We start from the raw sequence: 26,020 nt of genomic DNA on the forward strand, positions 1-26,020 counted from the left end.
CCGACGCCTTCGAAATCGTCCTCAACGTCGCCTCCGTCGGCATCATCATGACCTGGGCCACCATCGTCCTGTGCCAAATCCAACTCCACCGCTGGGCCGACAAAGGCTGGCTCAAACGCCCCACCTTCCGCATGTTTGGCGCCCCCTACACCGGCTACCTCTCCCTCCTCTTCCTGGTAGGGGTCCTGGTCATGGTCTTCATCGAATCGCCCCTGACCATGCTCGTCACCGCCATCGCCTCGATCCTGATGGTCTTCGGCTGGTACGCCTGCCGCAAACGCATCCGCGACATCGCCGAAACCCGCGAAGGCTACACCGGCGCCGCACCCGTCATCGCCAACCGCACGCCCATCTCCTGAATCAACCGCATTCGTCTCCAGCCCGCCCTCAACAAAAGAAAGACAATGACACCTGAGCCCCAGTCCACCGTGACCACCTCCCCCACCCCGCCCGCCGCCGTCGTCCTCCATCAGGACGGCGCGCTGCAGGCGCGGCCCGACGTTCCCACGGCAACACTCAAATCCGCCGGCCACGTGATCGTCGATTCGCTCGCGGCCCACGGCGTGGAGCGCACCTACGTGGTTCCGGGCGAAAGCTTCCTGGACGTCCTGGACGGCCTGCACCATTCGGATATCGAGACCGTCGTGTGCCGGCACGAGGGCGGTGCGGCCTACATGGCCGAGGCCGACGGCAAGATGAACCAGCGGCCCGGCGTGGCCATGGTGACCCGCGGACCGGGCGCAGCCAACGCCCATGTAGGGCTGCACACGGCGTGGCAGGACTCCACGCCCATGCTGCTCTTCGTAGGCCTCATCCCCTTCGCGCACCGGGACCGCGAGGCATTCCAGGAGTTCGATATCAAGGCCTGGTTCGATACCGGCGCCAAGCGCGTGATGGTACTGGACCATGCCGAGCGGGCATCCGAAATCGTCGCCGAGGCGATGTTCGCTGCCATGAGCGGCCGGCCCGGTCCGGTGGTGGTTGGCCTGCCGGAGGACATCATCCGGCAACAAATTGACCCCGCACTGCACCCCGCCATTCCGGTTGCCGCCGGCGGCATGAGCAGGACGGACGCCGCGGCGCTGGAAGCTGCACTGGCGGACTCGAAAAAACCGCTCTTCGTCACGGGCGGCAACGACTGGACGCAGGAAGCTGCCGACGAGCTCACTTCATGGCTGGAGCGGCACCACATCCCGGCAGCGGCGGAATGGCGCACCCAGGGAACAGTGTCATTCGATTCCCCCTCCTATGTGGGGCCCATCGGCTATGGCCGCCCCCGCCCCACCTATGACCTGCTGGAGGAAACGGACCTGCTCGTGTTCGTGGGCACGGTGCCCGGCGACGTTATTACGGACGGTTTTGTCTGCCGGCAGGACTGGAACAAGAAAAACTTCCTGGTCACCGTCGACCCGTCCCTTCGTGGCCGGTCCGGCCCAGTATCACGGCAGATCCTGGCCAAGCCGGAAGCGTTTGTGCGTGAACTGGCGGACATCAGCCTCCCGGTGAAGGAGGAGTGGAAGGCCTGGACCGGCCGGATGCGCGCCGAGCAGGAGCAGTTCGCCGCGCTTCCCCCGGCGGCGCCTGCACCGGGCCAGGCACGGATGGACACGCTGATGGCGAACCTGGTGCCGCGGCTGCCCGGGGATGCGATGGTGACGTTCGGGGCGGGCGAGCACACCAACTGGGCCCACCGGTACTTCCCCACCCGCCGCTACGCGTCCATGATCAGCGCCCGCAACGGCTCCATGGGCTACTCCGTCCCGTCGGCCATCGCGGCATCCCTGGCTGAACCACGACGGCGGGTGGTCACCATCGCCGGGGACGGCGAGTTCCTGATGAACGGGCAGGAGCTGGCCACGGCGGCGCAGTACGGCGCCACTCCGCTGGTGATTGTGATGGACAACCAGGAATACGGCACCATCCGCACCCACCAGGAGCGGCACTACCCGGAACGGGTGTCCGGCACCCAGCTGAAGAACCCCGACTTTGGCCTCATGGCCCGGGCCTTCGGCGGTTTCGGCATCACGGTTACCGAGGACAAGGATGTTGCGGCAGCGCTGGACGCGGCGCTGGCAGCCATCGACGCGGACGGCGTGTTCGCGCTCATCCACCTGGTGGTGGCGCAGCGGGTCAAGGCGTACTAGCCAGTCAAGGCGTACTGGCCAGTCAATGCGTACCGAGGAAACCGCACGCTGAACGCGTGCCACAGGGAAAGCGGACGGCGCCGGGAGGTCCCGGCGTCGTCCGCTTTCCCTGCCGGCCGCCGGCTAAAGCCGGTCCGTCCTGTCGTCGCCGCCCTTGTGGCCTGCCCCGCGGAGGTTTTCCTGGACCTTGCCAAACAGGTCCTTGATGGTGGATTCGGCGTTTGTCATGACGTCCACCTGCAGGTAGACGTCGTGCGTGAGGGGAAGATCGTACTCATCCTTCAGGTGCGTGCCGCCCGCCACCCCGTCCAGCGACAGGTAGACCATTGCCTCGGTCCGGGCGATCCCGGCGATCCTGCCGAAGACAACGGTGAACTCGTTCGGCTGAAAGCTGACGGTGTGGCCAATATGGGAACGGTCCAGCTCACCTGCGGGAACGGCCTTCTCTGACTGGCTTCCGGTGTAGTTCATGAACTTCTCCTTCAATCGCCTGGCACTTACGCAGGCAGTCTAGCGCTCCGCTCCTTTTGGCTGGCCCGGATGCGTGCTGGAGGGCTGCACAAACAGGCAGCGGAGGCCGTGGTCAGTCCTCCATTGAAGCAGCGGGCCCGGCACCTGTTTGATGGCAGGAAGCGGTGGTAAGGCCGCTGCCGTAAACCGAAGGAAAAAACCGTGACTTCAATGGCGAACCGCGTCACAAGCCCTGCCCGCTGGGACGATGTCGAAATTGGCGACAACGTCGAACTTCGACGGAATGATGCCCCCGTCTTCGCCGGGCTGGTGGATGCCCGCACGGAAGACGGCGACGTGGTGTGGGTTGTTGCCCTTGGCGGAGGACGCCGGCTGTTCCACATCGCCGACGGCTACCACCTGGCAGCGGCACCGGCGTGACGGAGAGCTGCCCGGAGGACTGCCACTACTGCCGGGGCCCGGAGACGGACTGAGGCTCTGGTTGGCGGGTCCTGGCTGACTTGGGTGCCGAATGACGCGGGTCCTGGCTGACTTGGGTGCCGCGGCCGGTCCTGCAAGACTGGCACCAGCCCAGCAGCCAACCGTCAGGAGACCCCCATGGCCCCGCACAGCAGCCCCGCCTTCGGCACCACCCGGTTCACGGATCTCCTGGGAATAGACGTTCCAGTGATCCTGGGCCCCTTTGGCGGTGCTTCCTCCGTCCAGCTCACCGCAGCAGTGAGCGACGGCGGCGGGCTGGGTTCCTACGGCCTGTACGGTTACGACGGCGAGGCGATCCAGCGGACCGCGGCGGACCTGCGCGCTGCCACGGCCAAACCCTTCGCGCTTAATCTATGGGTGCCCACCGGCAGTGAGGCCACGTCCGTGCCGCAGGCTGACTTCGACCGCTACGTCGGTGGCCTCAAACCTTACTTCGAGGAGCTCGGCATTCCACTGCCGCAGATGCCGGCCCGGTACCTTGCCGACTACGGGGAGCAGGTGGAGGCCACGCTGGAAGCCCGGCCCGCCGTCGTCAGTTTTGTGTTCGGTGTCCCCGCTCCCGAGGTTGTGGAAGAAGCACACCGGCGCGGCATCAAGGTCCTCGGCACCGCCACCACCGTTGATGAGGCAGTTGCCCTTGAGGAAGGCGGCGTGGACGCCGTCGTCGCCAGCGGGATGGAGTCCGGAGGCCATCGCGTTTCCTTCCTGAAGCCGGCCGAAGAATCGCTGGTGGGAACCTTCGCCCTTATCCCCCAGGTGGCGGATGCCGTGGCAATTCCGGTTGTTGCGGCTGGTGGAATCGCCGACCGGCGCGGATATGCCGCCGCCCGTGCACTCGGCGCCGACGCCGTGCAGGTGGGCACGGCGTTCCTGGCAACGCGCGAATCGGCCGCCGTGCCCGCTTACCGCGCAGTACTCCGCAGTCCCGCCGCCGGCCACACTGTACTTACCCGTGCAATGAGCGGCAGGCTGGCCCGCGGCATCCCCAACCGCGTCATCACAGAACTGGCCGACTCCCCGTCCGTCGCACCGTTCCCGGTCCAAAACTGGCTCACGGGCCGCTTCCGGCCCGAGGCCGCTGCGCAGGGAAAAACTGAGCTGATGTCCCTCTGGGCTGGCCAGTCCGCACGCCTGATCCGGTATGACACTGCCGCGGACGTCCTGGCCGAACTGCTGGCCGGCGTCCCCGGCCAGTTATCCACGTAGACCCCATCCCGGCGGGTTTGTACGTCGAATCCCCGATAGTATCTGGTGGACCGAAAACATGGCCTGGACCGCAGTTCTGCCCCCGGCAGTTCCGCATCTGCCCGGAGAGGAGTAGCCGTGCCGACGCACCGCACGCGGACTCCCTTCCACGTCTTCCGTTCCTCCACGCTGGCAACCGGCATCCTCACTCTTGCGGCGGGGGCGCACCTTGCCGGCGGCGCCCAGCTGCCCGCCCCCGGGATCCTGCTGGCAGTCCTGGCACTAACCGCCCTCGTCAGCACCGCAGCCACACGGTTGCGGCTCGCCTTCCCTGCGATGGCAGCGCTCCTCGGTGCCGGCCAGCTTGTGCTGCACGAGATCTTCACCGCGTTCGGCCGCCCGGGTTTGGCGGCAGCACCGGGGTTTCCGCTGGACGGCCACCAGCATGCCGGGAGCCACGCAGCTTCAGCGGAACTGGCTGCCCTGGCCGCGCACGTGAGCCCTGCAGACCCCGGCTCGGCGCCGCTGATGCTGGCCGCCCACGCAGTGGCAACACTCGGCTGCGCGCTCCTGCTCGCCAGGGGTGAGGCGGCCCTCTGGGCCCTCGCCGCCTGGCTTCGTCCGCTGGCCGCCCTCCCCCAGGCCGTAACGCCGACCGCTGACAGCCCCGTTGCCGAAACTTTTCCGCCCGACGCCGCGCCCCGGCGTCCCTGGCGCAATCTCCGGCAGGACAACCGGCGCGGCCCGCCTTCCGCCGTCGTTCTCCCGTCCTGAACCGCACCCGGATACCTGCCGGCCGCGGCCCCCACTTCCTGCACGCCCGGTTCCGGGCATGCATCCGAAAGGCAACCCCATGAACACCCGATCCCTTCGCCGTGCCCAGATTCGCCGTTCCCTGAACCACCGTTTCCTGATGCACCGTTCCTTGATGCACCGTTCCCTGATGCACCGTTCCCTGGCCGCCGCCGCTGCAACCGGCGGCGCAGCAGCCCTGCTGCTGGCAGCAGCGGGCGGGGCCGCGGCACACGTCGGCGTCACACCGGACAAGACCTCAGCCAACTCCTACGCCCTGTTGACCTTCGCGATTCCGCACGGCTGCGAGGAGTCCGGCACCACCAAGGTGGCCATCACCCTGCCATCGGAACTCAATGACGCCCAGCCCACAGTCAACCCCAACTGGACCGTCGAAAAAGTGACGGAGCAGCTTCCTGAGCCTCAAAAGCTCGCGGACGGCACGTCCGTCACCAAGCGGACCAGCCAGATCATCTACACCGCGAAGGCGCCCCTCCCCCACGAACTCCGGGACGCCCTGGTCCTGTCCGTAAAGCTCCCCGACTCAGCCGGGACAACCCTGCACTTCCCCACCCTCCAGACCTGCGAAGCGGGCCAGACGGACTGGTCGGAGATCGCGAAGGACGGCGCGGACCCGCACTCCCTCAAGGCCCCCGCCCCGACCATCACCATCACGGAGGCGGCTAACGCTGCCGGCCATGGCGAGGCCTCCGCCAGCCCGGCATCCCACTCCACGGAGCAGGCCGCGGCCGTCACGGACAGTGGAGCCGGGACCCGCAGCTGGGCAGGACTCGCGGCCGGCATCGGCGGCCTGGCCCTGGGCGGGGCAGCCCTGCTGCGCAGCGGTGCCCGTAACAAGGCAACGGCCGGCGCCGCCGGAAAGTAAGCGGCCCGCGTCACGCAAACCGGCGCCACACTAATGGCCCGTTTGATGCCCGGATCATCACGATCCGGGCATCAAATGCCCGCCAGGCACACCGCATCGTTGACGCGGCCAGCGGCTGCCGCGAAGGTGGTGCCATGAGGTCTCAGAGAATTTTCCAGGGGATAGCCGTGTCGACGGCGGCAGCAGCTGCCGCCCTGATGCTTACAGCGTGCGGGCCCAGCAGCACGCCGCAGGCGCAAACCACCACGACGGCGCCGGGCACCGGCTCAGCCAGCCCGGAGGCACCGTCCGTGTCGCCGCCGTCGTCCGCAGCGCCGTCGTCCGCGCCGTCGGGCGCTGCACCGGCAACCTCCACCCCGGCGTCACCGGGCCTGTGCAAGGCGGCGGCACTGTCCGCCGCCACCGATGCATCAGGCGGGGGCGCTGCCGGCAGCGTCTACATGAAGCTCAACCTGACCAACACCGGCCCTGAATCCTGCATCCTCAAGGGCTTCCCCGGTGTATCCCTGGCCGCGGACAACGCCGGCGCTCCCATCGGTGCGCCTGCCACCCGCGACGAGTCTGCCCCCGTTGTGGACGTCCTCCTGGCCCCGGGCCAGACGGGTTCCGCGGTGCTGCGCTATACCCAGGCCGGAAACTACACTGACTGCACCATGGTGGACGCCGCGGGCTACCGGATCTACCCGCCGGAGGACACCGCGTCCCTGTTCCTGCCGCAGCCCACCAAGGCATGCAGCAACGCCGGCATCACGCTGCTGAGCATAGGCGCGTTCCAGCCGGCCTAGCGCCATTTCCTGTCCATACCCGCAAACGACTGCAGGCGGTCCGGCGTGTAGCCGGGCCGCCTGCAGTGCTATGTCCGCCCACCAGGCTGGCTGCCTGGTCCGATGGTCCTGGTTCTTGATTCCTCGTTGGATGATTCCTGGTGCGGCGCTTTTCTAGTGCGCCGTGGTGGTGCGGCCGGCACGTGCCGTGCCCCGGGACAGGGCGAGGCCCAGGCCCAGCATGCCGACACCCAGGATGAAGTGCAGCCAGTTGTCCGCCATGTTGACAGGGACGAAGTTGGCCGGGGTGTCCAGGCCGATCAGCAGGCCGTAAAGCCACAGCACCAGGTAGATGGCACCGCCAATGACCAGGTAGTTCCTGGACTGGGCAGCACTGCGGGCCATGGCGATACCGGCTGCGCCGAAGAGCAGGTGGACGATGTTGTGCAGCACGGACACCTGGAAGATGCCCAGCAGCAGGGCCCCGGATCCATGCCCCGCGAAGCTCATGGTCTCGTAGTTGGTGGTGATCCCGGGGATGAATCCCAGGATGCCTACCAGGAGGAAGACCGCTCCTACGGCGAGGGCTGCTTTTTGAATATTTGTCCGGCCTACGGTTCGACCGTCGGAACTCATGCTTGTCATGGTTTCTCCTGCTATTTGTCGAAAACGTTCACATCATGGCTGCCGGGCTGTGCCTGACCATAGACTTAAACCCCGACAAGGTAAGTATACTTATCAAGTGCGCCACGGATAGGTCAGGGTATATAACAGACCCATCACAAACTGGCCCCCCACCAGCGGATTTATTACCGGAGGCAGGTTGAGCTCATGACGTCGATTTGGTTGGACCGCAGCGAAACGTTCACTTCTGATCCGTTTGAGCCCGACAGCAAGTACGACACCGTGGTGGCAGGGGCCGGGCTGACCGGCCTGGTCACCGCCTTGCTGTTGGCGCGCTCCGGACAGAAGGTACTGGTGATCGAGGCACGGTTCCCCGGAGCTGTGACCACCGGGAATACCACCGCCAAAGTGACCCTGCTGCAAGGCACCTTCCTGTCCCAGCTCGCCCGCCAGTACTCCGCCAAACAGGTCCAGGCGTATGTTGATGCGAACCGTGAAGGCCAGGCGTGGCTGCTGCGCTACCTGGACGAACACCAGGTGCCCTACCAGCGCCGGGACGCCTACACCTACGCCGCCACCCCGCAGGGCACCGAAAAACTGCGGGAGGAGGTCAGTGCCGGCACCACCGCCGGACTGGACATGGAGTACGTGCGCGACGCCGGCCTTCCCTTTGCCGTGCACGGCGCCGTCCGGCTCCCCGACCAGGCCCAGATCAACCCGATGCAGGTCCTGGACGCACTGATGGCGGACATCCGGAGCCGCGGCGGCACCATCGTCAGCGGGGTGCGCCTGCGGGACGTCACCGGCGACATTCCCTCAGCCGTGAAGACGGACCGCGGCAGCGTGCGGGCGGACCGGGTGGTGCTCGCCACCGGCATCCCCGTCCTCGACCGGGGCCTGTACTTCGCCAAGCTGAAGCCGAGCCGTTCCTATGCCGCAGCACTTCAGCTGCAGGAAGGGCAGGAGCCGCCTCCGGGCATGTACATCTCGGTGGAGCAGCCCACCCACTCGCTCCGGGACTTCGAGCACAACGGCCGCAGGCTCCTGCTGGTGGGCGGCCACGGACACCACGTCGGACGTGCACAATCGGAAAAAGCCCATCTTGCCGGGCTGCTCGACTGGTCCCGGCAGCACTACCCGGGTGCGGTCACCACGCATACGTGGTCCGCCCAGGATTACATGGCCACCAACCTGATGCCGTTCTTCGGCAAGCTCCCCCGGGGTAAAGGGCACGTCTATTTCGGCACGGGCTACAACAAATGGGGCATGACCAACGCCGTTGCGGCAGCGGTGGGAATCTCAGCGGATATCCTGGGCGGCCAGGTGCCGTGGGCGGATACCATCCATCACCGGGTCACGTCCCCCTCCGGTGCACTCTCCGCGGTAGCACTCAACGCCGGAGTTGCCGCCAAGCTTGCATCCGGCTGGGGGCAGCTGGCCGCGGAAGGGCTGAAAACCGAAGGCGCCAAGGCGCTGAAGACGGGCAAGGAGCAACCTGCCCCGGCGGCGGCGCCGGTGGTGCCGGCCGAAGGCCAGGGCGAGGTTTACCGGGAGGGAACGCGGCCCGTAGCTGCCTCGACTGTGGACGGGACCACGTGCAAGCTGTCTGCTGTCTGCACCCACCTTGGCGGCATCGTGCATTGGAACGACAGTGAACTGACGTGGGACTGCCCCCTGCACGGTTCCCGGTTCAGCAGTGAGGGCAAGCTCCTGGAGGGCCCGGCCACCCGGGACCTCCCCCAGGCCGGAAAGGCTTGAGCGGGCGTTCCCGAGGCACCGGCATCCCTGTCGGTGCCTTGGGGCATGATGGAGGCATGAACCAGGAACAGCCTTACGGCAGCGGCACGGACGCCGGTGCGGCCGCGCCCATGGGCCAGTTCAGCAGGCCCACCCGCGACTGGTTCCTGGGCGCCTTTTCCGAGCCCACCCCCGCGCAGGCAGGGGCATGGAACGCCATCTCCTCGGGCTCCCACGCGCTCGTGGTCGCCCCTACGGGTTCGGGCAAAACGCTTGCCGCTTTCCTCTGGGCCCTGGATCGGCTCCTCTCCTCTGCAGCAGCAAGCCCCGAACCCGAAGCTGCCGGTCCCGCGGTTTCTGCCGCCGGGTCAAAGGGAGCAGCAAAGGGCCGGCGCCCGCGGGCTCCCAAGCGGAAAACCCGGGTCCTCTACATTTCGCCGCTGAAGGCGCTGGGCGTGGACGTGGAACGGAACCTCCGCTCCCCGCTCATCGGCATCACGCAGACCGCCAAGCGCCTGGGACTGCCCGCGCCGCTGATCACCGTGGGAGTCCGGTCCGGGGACACCACCACGTCGGACCGGCGGGCGCTGCTCAGCAACCCGCCGGACATCCTGATCACCACGCCCGAGTCCCTGTTCCTGATGCTGACGTCCCGGGCCCGCGAGACCCTCACCGAGGTGGACACCATCATCGTTGACGAGGTCCACGCCGTGGCAGGAACCAAGCGCGGCGCGCATCTCGCCGTCTCCCTTGAACGGCTGGATGCCCTGCTGCCCAAACCCGCCCAGCGGATCGGGCTCTCCGCCACCGTGGAACCCCGGGAGCTCGTGGCCCAGTTCCTGGCGGGCACGGCGCCGGTGGAAATCGTTGCGCCGCCCGCGCAGAAGAACTGGGACCTCACGGTTTCGGTCCCTGTGGAGGACATGTCCGACCTCCAGGGTGCGGCCGGGGCCTTCGATTCGGGTCCTGCCTCCGGCCTCCAGCCCCAGGCGTCCATCTGGCCGCACGTGGAGGAGAAGATCGTTGACCTGGTGCTTGCCAACCAGTCCACCATCGTTTTCGCCAACTCCCGGCGGCTGTCCGAACGGCTGACGGCCCGCCTGAACGAGATCTACGCCGAACGCCAGCTGGTGGCCGTGGGCGGCGGCTGGGACGATCCCGGCGCGGAAGGGCTGGACGCCGGCGGTGCCTCCGCGCCTGGCGTCCCGCCGTCGGGCGTTCCAGCCTCCACCGCCACGCCGGCGCACATGATGGCCCAGGCGGGAAGCTCGGCGGGAGCTGATCCAGTGCTCGCCCGGGCCCACCACGGCTCGGTCTCCAAGGACCAGCGGGCACTCATCGAGGATGACCTCAAATCCGGCCGGCTGCGGTGTGTGGTGGCCACGTCCTCGCTGGAACTCGGCATCGACATGGGCGCCGTGGACCTGGTGGTGCAGGTGGAATCCCCGCCGTCCGTAGCCAGCGGCCTGCAGCGGGTGGGCCGCGCCGGCCACCAGGTGGGGGAAGTTTCCCAGGGTGTGCTGTTCCCCAAGCACCGCGCGGACCTGGTCCACACCGCCATCACGGTGGAACGGATGCTCGGGGGCAAGATCGAGCGGCTCAGCATCCCCGCGAACCCGCTGGATATCCTGGCCCAGCAGACCGTCGCCGCCACCGCACTGGGCAGCATCGACGTCGAGGAATGGTTCAGTACGGTGCGCCGCTCGGCCCCCTTCGCGTCGCTCCCCCGCTCGGCGTTCGAGGCCACCCTTGATCTGCTGGCGGGCCGTTACCCGTCGGACGAATTCGCCGAGCTCCGCCCCCGGATCGTCTGGGACCGCAATGCCGGCACCATCGAAGGGCGGCCGGGTGCCCAGCGCCTGGCCGTCACGTCGGGCGGCACCATCCCGGACCGCGGACTGTTCGGTGTCTACATCATCGGGACCGAGCTTGAGGGCTCGGCGTCGCCGTCCGCCGACGGCAAGCCCGCCCCTGCCCCCAAGGGAGGCCGGCGCGTCGGCGAACTGGACGAGGAAATGGTCTACGAATCCCGGGTGGGGGACGTCTTTGCCCTGGGGGCCACCAGCTGGAAAATCGAGGACATCACGCACGACCGCGTGCTGGTGTCGCCCGCCTTCGGCCAGCCCGGCAAGCTGCCGTTCTGGAAGGGCGATTCTCTGGGCCGGCCCGTGGACCTGGGCCGCGCCCTCGGCGCCTTCGTCCGCGAACTCTCCGCGTCGGACGCCGGCCCTGCCACCGAGCGCTGCAAAGCGAGCGGCCTGGACGAGTTCGCTGCCAACAACCTGATCCAGTACCTGACGGAACAGAAGCAGGCCACCGAGGTGGTCCCCAGCGACACCACGCTGGTGGTGGAGCGGTTCCACGACGAGCTGGGCGACTGGCGCGTCATCCTGCACAGCCCGTTCGGCATGCCCGTCCACGCCCCGTGGGCCCTCGCCGTCGGGCAGCGCCTGCACCAGCGGTACGGGCTGGACGGCTCGGCCATGGCGGCCGACGACGGCATCGTCCTGCGCGTTCCCATGATGGAGGACGAGCCGCCGGGCGCCGAGCTGTTCCTCTTTGATCCGGAGGAGCTGGAGCAGATTGTCACCGCGGAGGTAGGCGGCAGCGCACTCTTCGCCTCCCGGTTCCGGGAATGCGCCGCCCGGGCCCTGCTGCTCCCCCGCCAGACCCCGGGGAAGCGGCAGCCCCTCTGGCAGCAGCGGCAGCGCTCGGCGCAGTTGCTGGATGTGGCCCGGAAGTACCCCACGTTCCCCATCGTGCTGGAAACCGTCCGGGAATGCCTGCAGGATGTGTACGATCTCCCTGCGTTGAAGGACATCGCAGCCTCTGTGGAACGGCGGGAGCTGCGGATCGTGCAGACCACCACGTCGCAGCCGTCGCCGTTCGCCAAGTCCCTCCTGTTCGGTTACGTGGCCCAGTTCCTGTATGAGGGCGATTCCCCGCTGGCCGAGCGGCGGGCCGCAGCCCTGGCCCTGGATTCCACCCTCCTCAACGAACTGCTGGGACGCGTTGAACTGCGCGAACTCCTGGACGCCAAGGTCATCGAAGCCACCGAACGTGAGCTGCAGCGGCTGGTCCCGGACCGGCGGGCGCGGGGCCTCGAAGGCGTGGCCGACCTGCTGCGGCTGCTCGGCCCGCTGGCGCCGGAGGAGGCTGCGGCACGTCTCCAGGCGGAGGCAGACGCCGACGCGCCGGCCGACGCCGCGCTGGCCACCGCACACCTGCTCGCGCTGCAGCGCGCCAACCGCGCCATCAAGGTCAATATCGGCGGGGTGGAGCGCTTCGCTGCCGTCGAGGACGCCGCCCGGCTCCGGGATGCCCTCGGCGTCCCGCTGCCCATGGGTGTGCCGCTGGCCTTTATCGAGCCGGTGGCCGATCCACTGGGAGACCTCGTTTCCCGGTACGCCCGGACCCACGGGCCCTTCACCTCAGGTGAGGCGGCAGCGCGGCTGGGACTCGGCGTGGCGGTGGTGGGCACGGCCCTGAAACGGCTCGCCGCGGACGGCCGGGTAGTGGAGGGTGAGTTCCGCCCGCACGCAACGGAGCCGGAAAACACCTCCAACCCTGTAGAAGCGGAGGCCCCGGAAGATCCTGAAACGGCGCTGGATGTCGAAGCGGGGCCGGAAGAAAGTCTCCTGTCGCCGGCACCACAGGCCGTTCCCCACACTGCTGTCAGCGAATGGTGTGATGCCGAGGTGCTGCGCAAGCTCCGGCGCCGTTCGCTGGCTGCCCTGCGTGCCGAAGTTGAGCCGGTGGACGCCGCCGCCTACGGGCGTTTCCTGCCTGCCTGGCAGCACGTCAGGGTTCCCGGAACCGGCCGGGGGCAGCCGTCGCTGCGCGGCCTCGACGGCATCGTCACCGCCATCGACCAGCTCTCCGGGGTACCGGTGCCGGCGTCCGCCTGGGAACCGCTCATCCTGGCCAGCCGGGTGTCCAACTACCAGCCGGCCATGCTGGATGAGCTGATGGCTGCCGGGGAAGTTTTGTGGTCCGGCGCCGGGGCTTTGCCGGGGAACGACGGCTGGGTCAGCCTGCACCTGGCGGATTCGGCGGAACTGACCCTGAACCCGGCGCCGGAGTACGAGCCGGGTGATGCCGGGCAGCGCCTCCTGGACCATCTGCGGAACAACGGCGGCGGCTACTTTTTCCGCCAGCTGACGGACGTCGCCGGCGGCATGGACACCGTACTCAGCGACCAGGAGGTGGTGACGGCGCTGTGGGAGCTGGCGTGGGCAGGGCGCATCACCGGTGACACCTTCGCTCCCGTCCGGGCCCTCATTGCGGGCGGCCACACGGCGCACCGCCAGGTGGCCCGCGCACCACGGGCCCGGGCACCGCGGCTGAGCAGGCTGGGCCGTTCACACGGCAACGGGCTCATGGGCTCTCCGGGCCTGGCCGGCGGCCGCTACGGCACCTCAGGTGCTGCCGCCACTCCGCCCATGGCCGCCGGCCGCTGGTCTGCGCTTCCTGAACCGGAACTGGACGCCACCATCCATGCCCGCGCCACCGCCGAACTCCTGCTGGACCGGTACGGGGTGGTCACCCGGGGTTCGGTCATGGCCGAGCAGATCCTGGGCGGCTTCGGCCTGATGTACAAGGTACTGGCCCGGCTTGAAGAAGCAGGGCGCTGCCGCCGCGGCTACTTCATCGAACACCTCGGGGCTGCCCAGTTCGCTGTTCCGGCCACTGTGGACCGGCTCCGCTCCTACGCGGAGGACACCCAGCTCGCCAAGCCCGATCCCGTCGCTCTGGCACTCGCGGCCACCGACCCCGCCAATCCCTACGGCGCTGCCCTGCCCTGGCCAGCCCTGCAGGACGAGGCCGGAACCGGGCACCGCCCGGGACGCAAGGCAGGGGCCCTTGTTGTCCTGGTGGACGGAGCGCTGGTCCTTTATGTGGAACGCGGAGGGAAGACGCTTTTGGCTTTCAATGACGACGAAGCCGTCCTGGCCGCCGCGGGCGCGGCGCTGGTGGGTATTGTGGCCCGGGGCGCGGTGGACAAGCTGATCATGGAGAAGGTGAACGGGCACGGCATTCTGGACACCCCTGTGGCGGCCGCCCTCAGCTCCGCGGGGGCCTACTCCACGCCGAAGGGATTGCGGATCCGTGCCTGAGGGTGATTCCGTCTGGCGTGCCGCCAACCAGCTGCACCAGGCCCTGGCCGGGCAGACCCTGCTGGCCTCCGATTTCCGCGTCCCACGCTTCGCCACCCTTAACCTGGCCGGTTGGACGGTGGCCGAGGTGGTGCCCCGCGGAAAACACCTCCTGATGCGGGTGGTAAGCCCTGATGACAAGAAGCTCACCATCCATTCGCACCTGAAGATGGAGGGAACCTGGCAGGTCTATCCACCCGGCGGCAGGTGGCGCAAACCCGGCTTCACCGCACGGTGCGTCCTGCGCACCAAAGCCGCGGACGCCGTCGGATTTTCCCTGGGCCTGCTGGAAGTTGTGGCCACCGACAAAGAAGACTCCGTTGTGGGGTTCCTCGGCCCGGACCTCCTGGGCCCGGACTGGGACCTGGATGAGGCCGAACGCCGGGTCCGCGCCGCGCCGGACGTTCCCGTGGGAGTGGCCCTTCTGGACCAGCGGAACCTTGCCGGAATCGGCAACATCTACCGGTGCGAGACCTGCTTCCTCTCCGGCGTGCATCCCGCCACTCCTGTCTCCGGGGTCGAAGATGTGCGGACCATGATGACGGACGCCAAACAGCTGCTGGAGGTCAACCTCGGCCCCGGGCGCCGCGTCACCATCCTCAATGCCCGCGGGTTGCCGGTAGGCAGGATGGCGGGACGTCCCGGGTACTGGGTCTACCGGCGCGAGCACCAGCCGTGCCTGAAATGCGGGACCCCCATCCGCCGCGGCCTGCTGGGCAAACCCAACGGCGATGAAGAGCGCGACATCTACTTCTGCCCCCGGTGCCAGCCGGCTCCGGCGTAGGCGTGTCCTCGTACGCCGGTCCGCGGACGCCGGATCCTGGGGCTGGGGCGTTCTGTGGACACCGTTCAATGGTTGGCGCTCAGTGAGCCGCCTTCAGTGGCGGGCGCTCAGCGGACGGGCCCTCAGCGGACGGGCCATCAGCGGACGGGCCATCAGCGGACCGGCGCGGGAGCCTCGCCGGCAGTCTCCGGCACGGCGGCGGGAACCATGAACAGCGGCAGCAGCAGCTGGACCAGTGGTCCGATGGCGAGCGCGTAGACCACCGTTCCCACGCCCACCGAACCTCCCAGCAGCCAGCCGATGGCCAAGACCGTAATCTCGATGAGGGTGCGGGAAAGGCGGACCGTCCACCCGGTACGGCGCGCGAGTCCGGTCATCAGGCCGTCGCGCGCTCCGGGGCCGAAACGGGCACCGATGTAGCAGGCTGAGGCCACGCCGTTCAGCAGGACGGCTCCCGCCAGCATCCCGATCTGGCCGCCCAGGTGGGGCATGGCGGGGATCACGGCCAGGCCGATATCCGCGAACACACCTACCAGGACGGCGTTGCACAGCGTGCCGAAACCGGGCCGTTGCCGCAGCGGGATCCACAGGAGCAGGACCAGGAAACTCACGATGATCACCACCAGCCCGACGCTCAGGCCGGTCCGGTTGGCCGTGCCTTGGTGGAAGACATCCCACGGATCCAGTCCCAGGCCGGCCCTGATGAACATGGCAAGGGAAATGCCGTACATGGCAAGGCCGGTGAAGAGCTGGATCAGTCTGCGGGTCATCATGCACATACCTTCCCATGCAACTGGCATTGAATTGCATAGCCAGTTTGAGATACTGGCCCTATGGCGCCTTCCGTTACCGCAGCATCACTGTCCCGCCTCCTCGGGACGTGGAACAACGGGACAGCTCCTGCCTACCGCAGTTTGGCGGACGTGGTGCGACTCCTCATCCTGGATGGCAGACTGCCGCTGGACACGGCATTGCCCAGCGAGCGCGCGCTCTCTGAAGCCCTGGGCGTCAGCCGGACCACCGTGACCGCCGCTTATGCCAGCCTCCGCGACCAGGGTTTCCTGAGCAGCGGGCAGGGCAGCCGCGGCAGGACGCGCATCCCCCAACTCACCCCGTTCGGGCCAGCGCTTGTGGGCCCGCCACAGTCCAGCCCCCACCCGGCCCTGGCCGCTCCCGGGCTCGCCGCACCGGACGGCCTGATCGACCTCGCGTACTCGGCCCTGCCGGCCAGTGGCGAGGTGGTGCACCGCGCCTTCGCCGCGGCCCTGACGGAACTTCCGGCGCTGCTGCCGGGCTTCGGGTACCACGCCATCGGCCTGCTGCCCCTGCGCCAGGCGATCGCGGACCGGTATACGGCAGCAGGAGTACCGACCCACGCCGGCCAGATCATGGTTACCTCCGGCGCCCAACATGCGCTGACCATCGTTATCCGTACCCTGGCGGACCGGCAGGACCGGGTCCTTGTGGAGCACCCCAGCTACCCCAACGCGCTTGACGCCATCCGGGCAGCCAGGTGCCGCCCCGTTCCGGTGGCCTTCGCGCCAGGAGGCTGGGACCTGCCGGCCCTGGAATCAACCCTTTCCCGGCAACGCCCGAAAATCGCCTACGTTGTGCCGGACTTCCACAATCCCACCGGCCTCGTCATGCCTGACTCCCAGCGCCGCAGGCTGGCCCGCGCCGCGTCCGCGGCCGGAACCGTCCTGGTGGTGGACGAGACCCTTCGTGAACTGAACCTCGACGGCGTCACCACCACCCCAGTGGCAGGCTTCAGTTCCGCCGTCGTCACCATCGGCTCGCTCAGCAAATCGCACTGGGCCGGCCTCCGGACCGGCTGGATCCGCGCGTCCGAACCCATGATCCAGCGGTTCGCAGCGGCCCGCACCACCCTTGACCTGGGCGGTCCGGCCATGGAACAGCTTGCAGCCGCCCATCTGGTCCGGGCACTTGATGAGCCGCTGCCCGCCCGGCTGCGGGCACTTCGCGACAACCGGGAAGCACTGCTTGAACTGCTCGGGGAACACCTCCCGGAGTGGCAAACGATGCAGCCTGCCGGCGGCCTGTCCGTCTGGTGCCGGCTGCCCGAGCCGTCCAGCACCGCCCTGGCCGTCATCGCGCCGGACTTCGGCATCCGGCTGGCGGCCGGACCGCGGTTCGGAATCGGCGGCGCCTTCGAACGCAACCTGCGCGTGCCGTTCACGCTGCCGCCCGACCGGCTCGAGAGTGCGGTACTGGCACTTCGCGCCGCGCAGGACAGGCTCGACGCCGCCCCCCAGCTCCGGCGGACCCTCAAGAAAGCGCCGGCAGCTGCCATCGCCTGAGGAGTTTGCGCTCCCCTAGGAAGCCTGGCCCGCCACGGCCGTTTTCGCACCGTCACCCCGCGCACGGGAATGCCCCATACGCTGCTTTGCGGTATTGGTGCCGCGTCCGATGGGTATCTGCGCTGTGGCTTTCGCCAGCCCGAACAACGGCATTCCGCTGTACACGGTCTCGATTCCCGCCGCGGGAACCTGGTATGTCTCGTGCCAGATGCCGACGTCCCCCGTTCCGGAGAGCTCCTTCATGAAACGCCGCCATGGTTCCAGGTGGGGCGCCTCCCGGTCGGCGGCGAACTTCCGCAGGTGCTCGGGACTCTCCCAGTAGCTCACCAGCATGGTGGTGCGCCCGAACCACTGTTCGAAGCCCAGCATTCCGGAGGCAGGATCGGTGGCAAGATGCCGGAGGATCCGCGGCATGGCGGCGGCCACCTGTGCCACCTTGCCCACTTTCCACCACCGGTTGGCCCGCATTCCAATCAGGAACACCGTTACGGACTCCCGCCCGGGATCCGCGGTGTAGCGGCCCGGAAATACCTGCTGTTCCATGAGAACTCCTCGATAAAAGGTCATAACCTTGTTTCATAACAACGTTACAAAACAAGGTTATGAAACAATGGGACCCATGGCAAGACCTGTGGTGCACACCAGTTCCCTGCGTGAAGAGCTCCTGGCCGTCACGGCAGACCTCGTGGACCGCCACGGGCCGGCACGGGTAACCCTCAGGGATGTTGCCGCAGCAGCCGGAACCTCCACGTCGGCGGTCTACTCGCTCTTCGGCGGGAAATCGCAGCTCCTCACCGCGGTGGTTGACAGCGGATTTCAGTCCTTCCATGACTCCCAGGCCGCCGCAGCCCCGGGCGGCCTTCAGGGACTGGGCGTGGCCTACCGGACCTGGGCACTGGAACACCAGGCGCTGTACCGGCTGATGTTCGGCGGCGCACTGGCCGCGTACGTCGACTGCCAGCCCAGCCCGGAGGTCGCCGCCGAGGCCATGGTGCCCCTGATCAGCGCGGTTGCCGCAGCACAAAAGGCCGGCAGGCTGTTAGAGGCCCCGGTGGAGATGGTGGCGGTTGCCATCTGGGGCCAGGTCCACGGGCTGGTCAGCCTGGAACTGGCGCAGGTTGGTCCGCCGGACGCCGACTGGGCCGCGGCGTACGACTCCGCGCTGGACGCTATCGCACGCGGCTGGGCCGCCTGACTCCCCTGCATCACAGGCGTCCGGACACGTTCCCGTGGCGCCAATTCCGTCCCGACGCGCACATTGGCCGGCGCGGACCGTATGTCACGTGCGCCAGGCAATGTGCGGGTCGGCAGCTCAAGTGCGCGTCGCCGTCGGCGCAGGTCCGCGACGCGGCAAGGCTCCCACAGCGCCCCCGGTAGAATAGGCCGGTGATGCAATCCCCCCTTCCCGTGCGCGACGGCGTCAACGCCACGCGCCTGCGCCTCCCCGGGGAGGGCCCGTGGGACACCGCGATGGACTACATGATGCACCGGTGGGGGCACATCGACCCGCAGGGCATCGAGGACAGGTTCGACGCCGGCGAGATCGTCGGCGAGGGCGGCATTCCGCTGGACCGCGGCACGCCCCTCCGGGACCACACCTTCATCTGGTACTACCGCACGCTCCCTCCGGAGGAGCGGATTCCCGTGGAGATCACCATCCTCCACCAGGACGAGCACCTGCTGGTGGTGGACAAGCCCCACTTCCTGCCCACCACTCCGGGCGGCACGTACATCCAGGAGTCCGCCCTGGTCCGGCTGCGGAACCAGCTTGGCCTGCCGGACCTCATCCCCATGCACCGGCTGGACCGCATGACCGCCGGGGTGCTCCTGTTCTCCACCAATCCGCAGACGCGCGGCAAGTACCAGGTGCTCTTCGAAAAGCGGCAGGTCCAGAAGGAATACGAGTGCGTGTCCGCCGCAGAGCCGGCCCCGGGGCATCCCGCCGTCGAGTTCCCGGTGGTGGTCCGCAACAGGATGACCAAGTCCCGCAGCTACCTGCTCGCCGAAGTGATTGACGGCGAGCCGAACGCCGAAACCAGGATTGAGCGGCTGGAAACGTTCGACGGCGGCCCTGCGATGAGTGCCCCGGGCACCGCCGCCGGTGGCCGCCTCGCCCGGTACCGCCTTGAGCCGCACAGTGGCAAGACACACCAGCTCCGGGTGCACATGGCGTCTTTGGGGCTCGGAATCCTCAATGACGCCTTCTACCCTGAGCTGCTGGACAAAGCACCGGACGATTACGCCAAACCCCTGCAGCTCCTGGCCCGCGGCATCCGGTTCGTGGATCCCATCTCCGGGCAGCCGGTGGAGTACCGCAGCGGCCTGGAACTCAGCGAGGCCGCGCGGGCCCGTCCCTGACAACGCCGGATTAGCACGACTGTCGCCCTGCGCCAGGTGCGGAAAAAACCCGCCCGTCCGGGAGCTAAAAAGTGCGGTAATTTGTGGCAATGGACTTCGGCAGCGCTGACAGCTGGGGGGCGGCCATCTACTTCTGGATCATCCCCGTGGTCCTCGGCGATGCCATCTTCCCGCCCATCCCGTCCGAGATGGTGGTGATCACCAGCGGGGCATTGTCCGCCGATGGCAGGACCAATGTGTTCCTGGTGGTGGCCCTGTCTGCGGTGGCGTCCTGGGTGGGCGACATGGTGGTCTTCCAGCTCTTCCGGAAACGGCTGAGCCATGTCCTGGACCGCTGGAGGTGGGGACGGCGGGTCCACCAAGGCATTCATGATGCGATCGCCAAAGCGGGCCGGTCATCCACGTACGGCACCATCATCGGCGCCAGGTTCATCCCCGGCGGCCGGCTTGCCACGTCAGCGGCAGCCGGCATCGCCAACGTGTCCGTCCGGGGCTTCAGCCTGTGCGCCGGCCTGGGCGCCTTGCTCTGGGCCTGCTGGCTGGTGGGCCTGGGCTACTTCACTGGTTCAGCCACCGGGCTGCCGTTCTGGGCCAGCTCGCTCATTGGGGTGGGACTCGGGCTGGTGGTCGGCGCCGTCGTCGGAATCATTGTCACCCGGCGCCGCGGCAACCGGTCTCCCGTGGAGGAGCCAGGGCCGCTGGCCTGACGTGCCCTAGACAGGTGCCCAGCGGCCGCGGCTGCGCCGGAGCACGCTGAGGGAACCGGTCAGGGCAACGCGTTCGACGGCGTCGCGCATCATCGCTGCCGATTCCCGCGCCTGGCGGTTCTCGCCGCTGTATTCCGTTGCCTCCACGAGGAAGCGCAGGTTAAGCTGCGGCACCCCGCCGGAGATCTGCAGCTGGTGCGACTCAACGTGGTGGCGCGTCCCCAGCGCCTCGACGGCGGCATCCATGACCGACTCCGGCGGGTTGCCCGGCCGGAGCCCGGTGATCTTCAGGCGGGTCTGGAACGAAGGCATGCCCTCCACCCTATCCAAACCCTCTCTCACCTTTTGCCGCGAAACCCCAAACCCTCTTTCACGCAGTGCCAGAGGGTTTGGGAAAAGGCTGCAGAAGGTGAGAGAGGGTCCAGGTGGCTAGCCGGTGTTGCGCAGGCCCGCTGCCACGCCGTTGACGGTGATCAGCATGGCCCGCTGGAGCCGTTCGTCGATCTCGGCCCCGCTGATGGTTCCGCTTTCGGCCCGGACGCGGCGCAGGAGTTCCACCTGCAGGTAGCTGATGGGGTCCAGGTACTGGTCGCGGACTTCGAGGGAGCGCTTGAGCGTGGGCTGGGCGTCCAGGAGCACGTGCTCACCGGTGAGGTTCTGGATCTCGGTGACGGTGAGCTCGTATTCCTCGCGGATGGTCCGGAAGATGTGGTGCAGGTCCTTAGGCACCAGGGTGTCCACGTAGTATCCGGCGATGTCCAGGTCCGTTTTGGCGAGGGTCATCTCCACGTTGGACAGCACCGAGCGGAAGAAGTGCCAGTGCTCCATCATTTCCACGAGCTGCGCCGAGTTGCCGGCCTCGCGGGCAGCCTTGAGGCCGGATCCGACGCCGAACCATCCGGGCACGATCTGGCGGGACTGGGTCCAGCCGAATACCCACGGGATGGCGCGAAGGCCTTCCAGCCCTGCACCGGAGTCGGGGCGCTTGGACGGGCGGGAACCGATATTCAGGGAACCCAGCTGCTCCACCGGGGTGGACGCCATGAAGTAGGCCGGCAGGTCGGGGTGGTCCACCAGTTTCCGGTAGCGGTCAAAGGCGGCGTCGGAGATGGTCTCCATGACGTGCCCGTACCGTTCCCGCTGGTCTTCGGAGGTGCGGGGGTCGCGGTGCAGGGCGGAACCCTGCAGCACGGCGGCAAGGGACAGCTCGAGGTTTTCCCGTGCCAGCTCCGGGAGGGAGTACTTGTCCGAGATGACCTCGCCCTGCTCGGTGAACTTGATTTCACCTTCCAGGACGCCGTTGGGCTGGGCCAGGATGGCATCGTAGGTGGGCCCGCCGCCGCGGCCCACGGACCCGCCGCGGCCGTGGAACAGGCGGACCCGCACGCCGTGCTTGGCTGCAACGTCGCGGAGCTTGCGCTGGGTCTTGTGGATCTCCCACTGGCTGGTCATCACCCCGGATTCCTTGTTGGAGTCCGAGTAGCCCAGCATCACTTCCTGTACGTCCCCGCGCAGCCGCACCAGCTCCCGGTAGGACGGATTGGAGAGCAGCTGGTCGATGATCTCGGCCGAGGCGCGCAGCTCCTCCACGGTTTCCAGCAGCGGGGCAAAGCCGAGCTTGGCGTAGGGCTTCTCGCCAAAGAGGTTCACCAGGCCGGCCTCGCGGGCCAGCACGGCGGCGGCCAGGACATCGTCCGCGCCCCGGGTCATGGAGATGATGTAGGTCTCGATGACGTCCGGGCCATACGTGCGCAGGGCACGCCGGATCTCGCGGAAGACGTCATACGTGCCGTCAGCGGCGCCGTCGAGCTTGATGGGGTGGCCGGACAGCGGGCGGCGCGAGGCGAGCTCGGAGCCCAGCACCTCGAAGCGCTCCTCGCGGCTCAGCTCGGCATACCGCAGGCCCGGTCCGCCGATGCGGTCCATCAGCTGGCCCACGGCGTCGTGGTGGTGGTCGGCGTGCTCGCGGATGTCCAGGGTGGCCAGGTGCAGGCCGAAGGATGCCACGGCGCGGCGGACACGGGCCAGGGCACCGTCCGCGGCGAGCGACGCCGAGTGGTTGCGGAGCGAGAGCTCCAGCAGCTCAAGGTCCGCCAGCAGTTCGTCGGTGCCGCTGTAGTCCCGGCCGTGCTCGTGGTTGGAGTTGGCAGCCACCCGCTTGCCGGTGTTGATGAGCTTGGCCTTGATGCAGGTCAGTTTCAGCCGGTAGGGCTCCTGGGCGTTCAGTTCCAGGACCCGCTTGTCCAGGCCCGGCAGCTTCTTCAGGTCCTCGTCGATGGATTCCAGCAGCTCCCGGTCCGCACCGGCGAGCGCGGTGGAGTTGGACAGGATGGAGATGAGTTCGTCGATCATGCCGATGCTGATGCGCACGGCGTGCTGGTTCTGGATCTGCAGGATTTCGCGGGTGACGGCCGCGGTGACGTTGGGGTTGCCGTCGCGGTCCCCGCCGATCCAGGAACCGAACCGGATGGGGGCGTCCTGGGAGGCGAGGCTGACGCCGTGCTCACCCAGCAACTCGGACAGTTCCGTCAGCATCTCCGGCATGGCGTCGGTGAGGATGCCGCCCAGGTAGTAGATCGCGTTGCGGGCTTCATCCACGGGTGTGGGCCGGACCTGGCGCAGTTCATCGGTCTGCCACATCTGGTCGATGATCTCGGCGAGCTGCCGGTCCTGGCGGCGGCGGGCGGTGGTGCCTTCGGCCGTGGGCTGGGCGAGCACGTCGGAGAGCTTGCGGATCTTGTCGAGAACCGAACGGCGGGAAGCTTCGGTGGGGTGGGCGGTGAAGATGGGCCGCACGTCCAGGCCGTTCACCACGTCCTGCAGCACCGCGGGCCCGGCCTGGCTTGCAATGTCGGCCACGGTCTTGGCCAGCCAGCCGTCCTTTTCCGCCCGGGTCCGCAGCCCGCGGACGCGGTGGACCTGTTCGGCGGCGTTGGCGAGGTGGAAGTAGAACGCGAAGGCACGCACCAGGTCCGTGGCCTGCTCGATGGGCAGGGAGCCGAGGAGCTCGCGGACCTGGGCGACGACGTCGTGCGCGCTCCAGGGACCTGTGGCGTCGGCGCCGCCGCGGGCGGCCTCCTTGGACTCCTTCGTGAGGAGGCGGACCTGTTCCACGAGGTCCAGGAGTTCCGGCCCGTGCTGGCGGACCAGGGATTCGCCCAGCAGGGTGGAAACGCGCCGGACGTCTGCCCTCAGTTCGGAGGCAAGGTCTGTTTCGGGGTGTGCTGCAGTGTGAGCCATGGAAGCAATCTTTCGAGGGTTTCGGACTTGGCTCGTACACTGCGCTGGATACTGTGAGCCACGTTACTAGCTAAAGATGCTACCCGCAGGGCGGGGGCAAGGGTCAATCCGTCTCAGATAATGTCGGGCTCCGGGTACCCGACATGGCGCTTCACCAGCTCAAGCTCCACCCGGAAACGCGCCAACTCCGTCACCTGCGCCGCCGACTCCGCAGCACGACGGCGGTCCCGCACCGTGTTGGTGGCAAATGCCGCCACCCCCAGCGGCACCATCAGGGCCAGCGCCCAACCGGCCGCCGCAAAGTAGTCCAGCGCCACGGGCAGGGCCGCACGGAAGTCGACGAAGTCGTTGACGCCGTCGGCCATCCCGTTCATCACCCCGTCCAGGGGCCGCAGGGCCTCCCCCACCAGGGGCGTTTCAGAGAACGACGGCGGGTCCAGCCTTGCTTCCTTGTCGCCGCCCCAGCGCCCATCGCCCAGGTGGTTCAGGACGTAGATGCCGGCGCCGAGGCTGGCGGCCATGAAGGCGAGGACGGCGGCGAGCGCGGCGAGGTCCGGACGGCGGGGCCGCCACAAGAGCAGAGCCGCGGCACAGGCCAGCGCCGCGATCCATGTCAACGCTTTGAGCCACTCGCTGCTGATTCCTGCCAGGATGTCCACGCCACCTATTCAACCGCGCGAACCACCTTGATGTTAAAGTCCAGCGTGCCCAGTGCACCGTAAAGCCGCAGCCACAGGGGAAGCACCATCTCCGCTCCCCTGGCCGTGGTGATGTCGCCCAGGTCGATGATGTCCCGGTGCCCCAGCGATTCCAGCAACTCCTTGACGACGGCTTTGGCCGACGCGTCATCGCCGGAAACAAACACCGAGTGGTCCCCACCGGCAAGCCGCTGCGGGTCCACCATCAGCCCGGCGTTCATCGTGTTGAGGGTTTTCACCACCCGGGCGTCGGGGAACGCCCGCTGGATCCTCTCCCCCAGGCTGTCCGTGTTGACCGGGTTCAGGACCGGCGGCATCCCCTGCGAAAAGTCCAGCGCATTCGCGACGTCCATGATGACTTTTCCGTGCAGCCGGGCCGCCCCTGCCGCGCCCAGAGCCGAAAGGGTACCGGCGCCGGTGGTGGCGTTTACCACCACTTCGCCGTTGCCGGCGGCTTCCGCGAAGGTGCCCAGGGCGACGTCCCGGTGGCCCGCATGCCACTCGCTGAAAGTCGGCCCGCCTGTCCGGCCGGGTACGCTCCGGGCGGCGGTACTTTCGGGGTCCCGCGTGCCCAGCGTTACCTCGTGCCCCAGTTTGACCAGCGCAGCGCTGAGGGTGCGTCCCACTGTTCCGGTTCCCAGGACGGCAATCTTCATGGCATCTCCCGTTGACGGGCAGCGGGCCGACTGAAGGTTTCGACCCGGACCTGCCGGTTCCGAGGGTACTCCGCGGTCCGTGGCAGGCAATGTTCGGGATAAGGAATGAAGACGCCGTGGCGGCAGTTGTAGCGTGGGCACCACCAACCGGAAGGAATTATGTCCACCCACCCAGACGCCAAGGTGGAGCGCTGGCAGCGCTTCCGCGCCAACCGGGACAAAGCGCTCGCCGCTCCCCACGGCTGGCTCACCCTCACCTCCTTCCAGTGGCTGGACGCCTCCCCCGCCGCCGTCGACCTGGTTCCCGGCCTGTGGTCCACGGACGGTACGACGGCGGCACTCACCGCGGTCCGGGAGGACGGGCTGACGCTGGTGGAGACAGGGGAAGCAGTGGACGGCATCATTACAGCCGCGCTCGCCGATGAGGAGTCGCTGATGTGGGTGCAGTTCGGCGGGGCCGACGGCGCCGGGGTGGTCGTCGAGCTCGCCATGCGGGGCGGGCGTTACGCGATCCGCACCAGGGACTCCGGCTCGCCCGTGTTCACGGAGTTCGACGGCGTGCCCACCTACGGCTACGACCCGGACTGGGAGGTCACTGCACGCTTCGAGCCGTACCCCGAGCCGGTGGAGGTGCCCATCGCCACGGCCAACCCGCTGGTGGACGGCGTCCACCGGACCGTGGGCGAGGTGGTGTTCCGCCTCCCGGGCAGCCCGCACGAATTCCGGCTCCAGGCGGAGGAGGAAAAGCTCGGCGCCCTCACGGTCACCTTCCACGATGAGACCAACGGGGACACCACGGACGACTGGCGGAAGCTCTCGGCGCCCCGGCCCCGGCCCGGCATGGGCGGAAGTGCCACGGTGGTACTCGACTTCAACCGGGCCATCAACTACCCCAGCGCCTTCACGCCGTACGGCACCTGCCCCATGCCCGTGAAGAACAACAGCCTGGACATCCGGGTGGAAGCCGGTGAAAAGCTGCCGTTCCCGAACGATTGAGCCTGCCGGCAGCCCGGTGATGGA

The 26,020-nt window shown here is 68.1% G+C and carries 22 protein-coding genes and 1 pseudogene; 15 read left to right on the forward strand and 8 right to left on the reverse strand.

The genetic code is table 11. The annotated features are described in order from the left end of the window. Nucleotides 1–359 (forward strand): annotated as a pseudogene (locus B5520_RS16065) (L-asparagine permease); the annotation flags it as partial. 45 nt (nucleotides 360–404) lie between these two features. After that, on the forward strand, nucleotides 405–2,144 hold the full coding sequence (locus B5520_RS16070) for a thiamine pyrophosphate-dependent enzyme (RefSeq protein ID WP_079598090.1): 1,740 nt from the start codon (nucleotides 405–407) through the stop codon (nucleotides 2,142–2,144). Nucleotides 2,145–2,267: 123 nt separating this feature from the next. On the opposite strand, the gene B5520_RS16075 is transcribed toward B5520_RS16070, so the two are convergent. Then, nucleotides 2,268–2,615, reverse strand: a complete 348-nt coding sequence (locus B5520_RS16075) for a hypothetical protein (protein ID WP_079598091.1) — start codon at nucleotides 2,613–2,615, stop codon at nucleotides 2,268–2,270. Between the two features lie 210 nt (nucleotides 2,616–2,825). Between B5520_RS16075 and B5520_RS16080 the strand changes: the two genes are divergently transcribed. The 5 genes from B5520_RS16080 to B5520_RS22795 all read left to right on the forward strand — a co-directional run bounded on the left by B5520_RS16080 (nucleotide 2,826) and on the right by B5520_RS22795 (nucleotide 6,743). Next, nucleotides 2,826–3,035, forward strand: coding sequence for a hypothetical protein (locus tag B5520_RS16080; protein ID WP_079598092.1), 210 nt, complete (start codon nucleotides 2,826–2,828; stop codon nucleotides 3,033–3,035). Between the two features lie 177 nt (nucleotides 3,036–3,212). Next, nucleotides 3,213–4,301: an NAD(P)H-dependent flavin oxidoreductase gene (locus B5520_RS16085; protein ID WP_079598093.1), complete on the forward strand. Its 1,089-nt coding sequence runs from the start codon at nucleotides 3,213–3,215 to the stop codon at nucleotides 4,299–4,301. A 117-nt stretch (nucleotides 4,302–4,418) separates the two neighbouring features. Next, on the forward strand, nucleotides 4,419–5,054 hold the full coding sequence (locus B5520_RS16090) for a hypothetical protein (protein ID WP_079598094.1): 636 nt from the start codon (nucleotides 4,419–4,421) through the stop codon (nucleotides 5,052–5,054). Between the two features lie 154 nt (nucleotides 5,055–5,208). Beyond that, the gene (locus B5520_RS16095; protein WP_079598172.1) at nucleotides 5,209–5,958 is read left to right on the forward strand and encodes a YcnI family copper-binding membrane protein; all 750 of its coding nucleotides are present in this window, start codon (nucleotides 5,209–5,211) and stop codon (nucleotides 5,956–5,958) included. Between the two features lie 134 nt (nucleotides 5,959–6,092). Continuing rightward, nucleotides 6,093–6,743, forward strand: a complete 651-nt coding sequence (locus B5520_RS22795) for a DUF4232 domain-containing protein (protein WP_176156890.1) — start codon at nucleotides 6,093–6,095, stop codon at nucleotides 6,741–6,743. 153 nt (nucleotides 6,744–6,896) lie between these two features. Here the strand turns inward: B5520_RS22795 and B5520_RS16110 are convergent, their stop codons facing one another. Then, the gene (locus tag B5520_RS16110) at nucleotides 6,897–7,358 is read right to left on the reverse strand and encodes a DUF4383 domain-containing protein (protein WP_079598175.1); all 462 of its coding nucleotides are present in this window, start codon (nucleotides 7,356–7,358) and stop codon (nucleotides 6,897–6,899) included. A 195-nt stretch (nucleotides 7,359–7,553) separates the two neighbouring features. On the opposite strand from B5520_RS16110, the gene B5520_RS16115 reads away from it, so the two are divergent. The 3 genes from B5520_RS16115 to B5520_RS16125 are packed head-to-tail and all read left to right on the forward strand — an operon-like array spanning nucleotide 7,554 to nucleotide 15,023. Continuing rightward, on the forward strand, nucleotides 7,554–9,104 hold the full coding sequence (locus B5520_RS16115; RefSeq protein WP_079598095.1) for an FAD-dependent oxidoreductase: 1,551 nt from the start codon (nucleotides 7,554–7,556) through the stop codon (nucleotides 9,102–9,104). A 56-nt stretch (nucleotides 9,105–9,160) separates the two neighbouring features. Further along, nucleotides 9,161–14,200: an ATP-dependent helicase gene (locus tag B5520_RS16120; protein ID WP_079598096.1), complete on the forward strand. Its 5,040-nt coding sequence runs from the start codon at nucleotides 9,161–9,163 to the stop codon at nucleotides 14,198–14,200. Then, complete coding sequence (locus B5520_RS16125; protein ID WP_079598097.1) at nucleotides 14,193–15,023, forward strand: Fpg/Nei family DNA glycosylase; 831 nt, start codon at nucleotides 14,193–14,195, stop codon at nucleotides 15,021–15,023. The genes B5520_RS16120 and B5520_RS16125 overlap by 8 nt, the downstream gene beginning before the upstream one ends. A gap of 152 nt (nucleotides 15,024–15,175) precedes the next feature. Here B5520_RS16125 and B5520_RS16130 read toward each other — a convergent pair whose 3' ends face one another. Further along, nucleotides 15,176–15,796, reverse strand: a complete 621-nt coding sequence (locus tag B5520_RS16130; protein ID WP_079598098.1) for a membrane protein YczE — start codon at nucleotides 15,794–15,796, stop codon at nucleotides 15,176–15,178. A 60-nt stretch (nucleotides 15,797–15,856) separates the two neighbouring features. Here B5520_RS16130 and B5520_RS16135 point away from each other — a divergent pair, with 60 nt between their 5' ends. Further along, entirely contained in the window at nucleotides 15,857–17,341 is a 1,485-nt protein-coding gene (locus tag B5520_RS16135) for a MocR-like transcription factor YczR (protein ID WP_079598099.1), read from the forward strand. Nucleotides 17,342–17,356: 15 nt separating this feature from the next. On the opposite strand, the gene B5520_RS16140 is transcribed toward B5520_RS16135, so the two are convergent. Next, nucleotides 17,357–17,884 carry a DUF4188 domain-containing protein gene (locus B5520_RS16140; RefSeq protein ID WP_079598100.1) on the reverse strand — a complete coding sequence of 176 codons (528 nt, stop codon included), beginning with the start codon at nucleotides 17,882–17,884 and terminating at the stop codon, nucleotides 17,357–17,359. A 76-nt stretch (nucleotides 17,885–17,960) separates the two neighbouring features. Between B5520_RS16140 and B5520_RS16145 the strand changes: the two genes are divergently transcribed. The 3 genes from B5520_RS16145 to B5520_RS16155 all read left to right on the forward strand — a co-directional run bounded on the left by B5520_RS16145 (nucleotide 17,961) and on the right by B5520_RS16155 (nucleotide 20,406). Next, the gene (locus B5520_RS16145; protein ID WP_254865599.1) at nucleotides 17,961–18,536 is read left to right on the forward strand and encodes a TetR-like C-terminal domain-containing protein; all 576 of its coding nucleotides are present in this window, start codon (nucleotides 17,961–17,963) and stop codon (nucleotides 18,534–18,536) included. A 194-nt stretch (nucleotides 18,537–18,730) separates the two neighbouring features. Next, complete coding sequence (locus B5520_RS16150; RefSeq protein WP_079598101.1) at nucleotides 18,731–19,699, forward strand: RluA family pseudouridine synthase; 969 nt, start codon at nucleotides 18,731–18,733, stop codon at nucleotides 19,697–19,699. A gap of 89 nt (nucleotides 19,700–19,788) precedes the next feature. Beyond that, nucleotides 19,789–20,406: a DedA family protein gene (locus B5520_RS16155; protein ID WP_079598102.1), complete on the forward strand. Its 618-nt coding sequence runs from the start codon at nucleotides 19,789–19,791 to the stop codon at nucleotides 20,404–20,406. 6 nt (nucleotides 20,407–20,412) lie between these two features. Here B5520_RS16155 and B5520_RS16160 read toward each other — a convergent pair whose 3' ends face one another. The 4 genes from B5520_RS16160 to B5520_RS16175 all read right to left on the reverse strand — a co-directional run bounded on the left by B5520_RS16160 (nucleotide 20,413) and on the right by B5520_RS16175 (nucleotide 25,000). Continuing rightward, nucleotides 20,413–20,718, reverse strand: a complete 306-nt coding sequence (locus tag B5520_RS16160; RefSeq protein WP_079598103.1) for a hypothetical protein — start codon at nucleotides 20,716–20,718, stop codon at nucleotides 20,413–20,415. A 117-nt stretch (nucleotides 20,719–20,835) separates the two neighbouring features. After that, nucleotides 20,836–23,646, reverse strand: a complete 2,811-nt coding sequence (gene ppc, locus B5520_RS16165) for a phosphoenolpyruvate carboxylase (RefSeq protein WP_079598104.1) — start codon at nucleotides 23,644–23,646, stop codon at nucleotides 20,836–20,838. A gap of 113 nt (nucleotides 23,647–23,759) precedes the next feature. Continuing rightward, nucleotides 23,760–24,305, reverse strand: a complete 546-nt coding sequence (locus B5520_RS16170) for a hypothetical protein (protein WP_079598105.1) — start codon at nucleotides 24,303–24,305, stop codon at nucleotides 23,760–23,762. A 5-nt stretch (nucleotides 24,306–24,310) separates the two neighbouring features. Continuing rightward, on the reverse strand, nucleotides 24,311–25,000 hold the full coding sequence (locus B5520_RS16175; protein ID WP_079598106.1) for an NADPH-dependent F420 reductase: 690 nt from the start codon (nucleotides 24,998–25,000) through the stop codon (nucleotides 24,311–24,313). A gap of 159 nt (nucleotides 25,001–25,159) precedes the next feature. Between B5520_RS16175 and B5520_RS16180 the strand changes: the two genes are divergently transcribed. Continuing rightward, entirely contained in the window at nucleotides 25,160–25,996 is an 837-nt protein-coding gene (locus tag B5520_RS16180; protein WP_079598107.1) for a DUF1684 domain-containing protein, read from the forward strand. Nucleotides 25,997–26,020 lie beyond the last annotated feature (24 nt).

It is taken from the genome of Arthrobacter sp. P2b (assembly GCF_900168295.1).
Classification (GTDB): domain Bacteria; phylum Actinomycetota; class Actinomycetes; order Actinomycetales; family Micrococcaceae; genus Arthrobacter.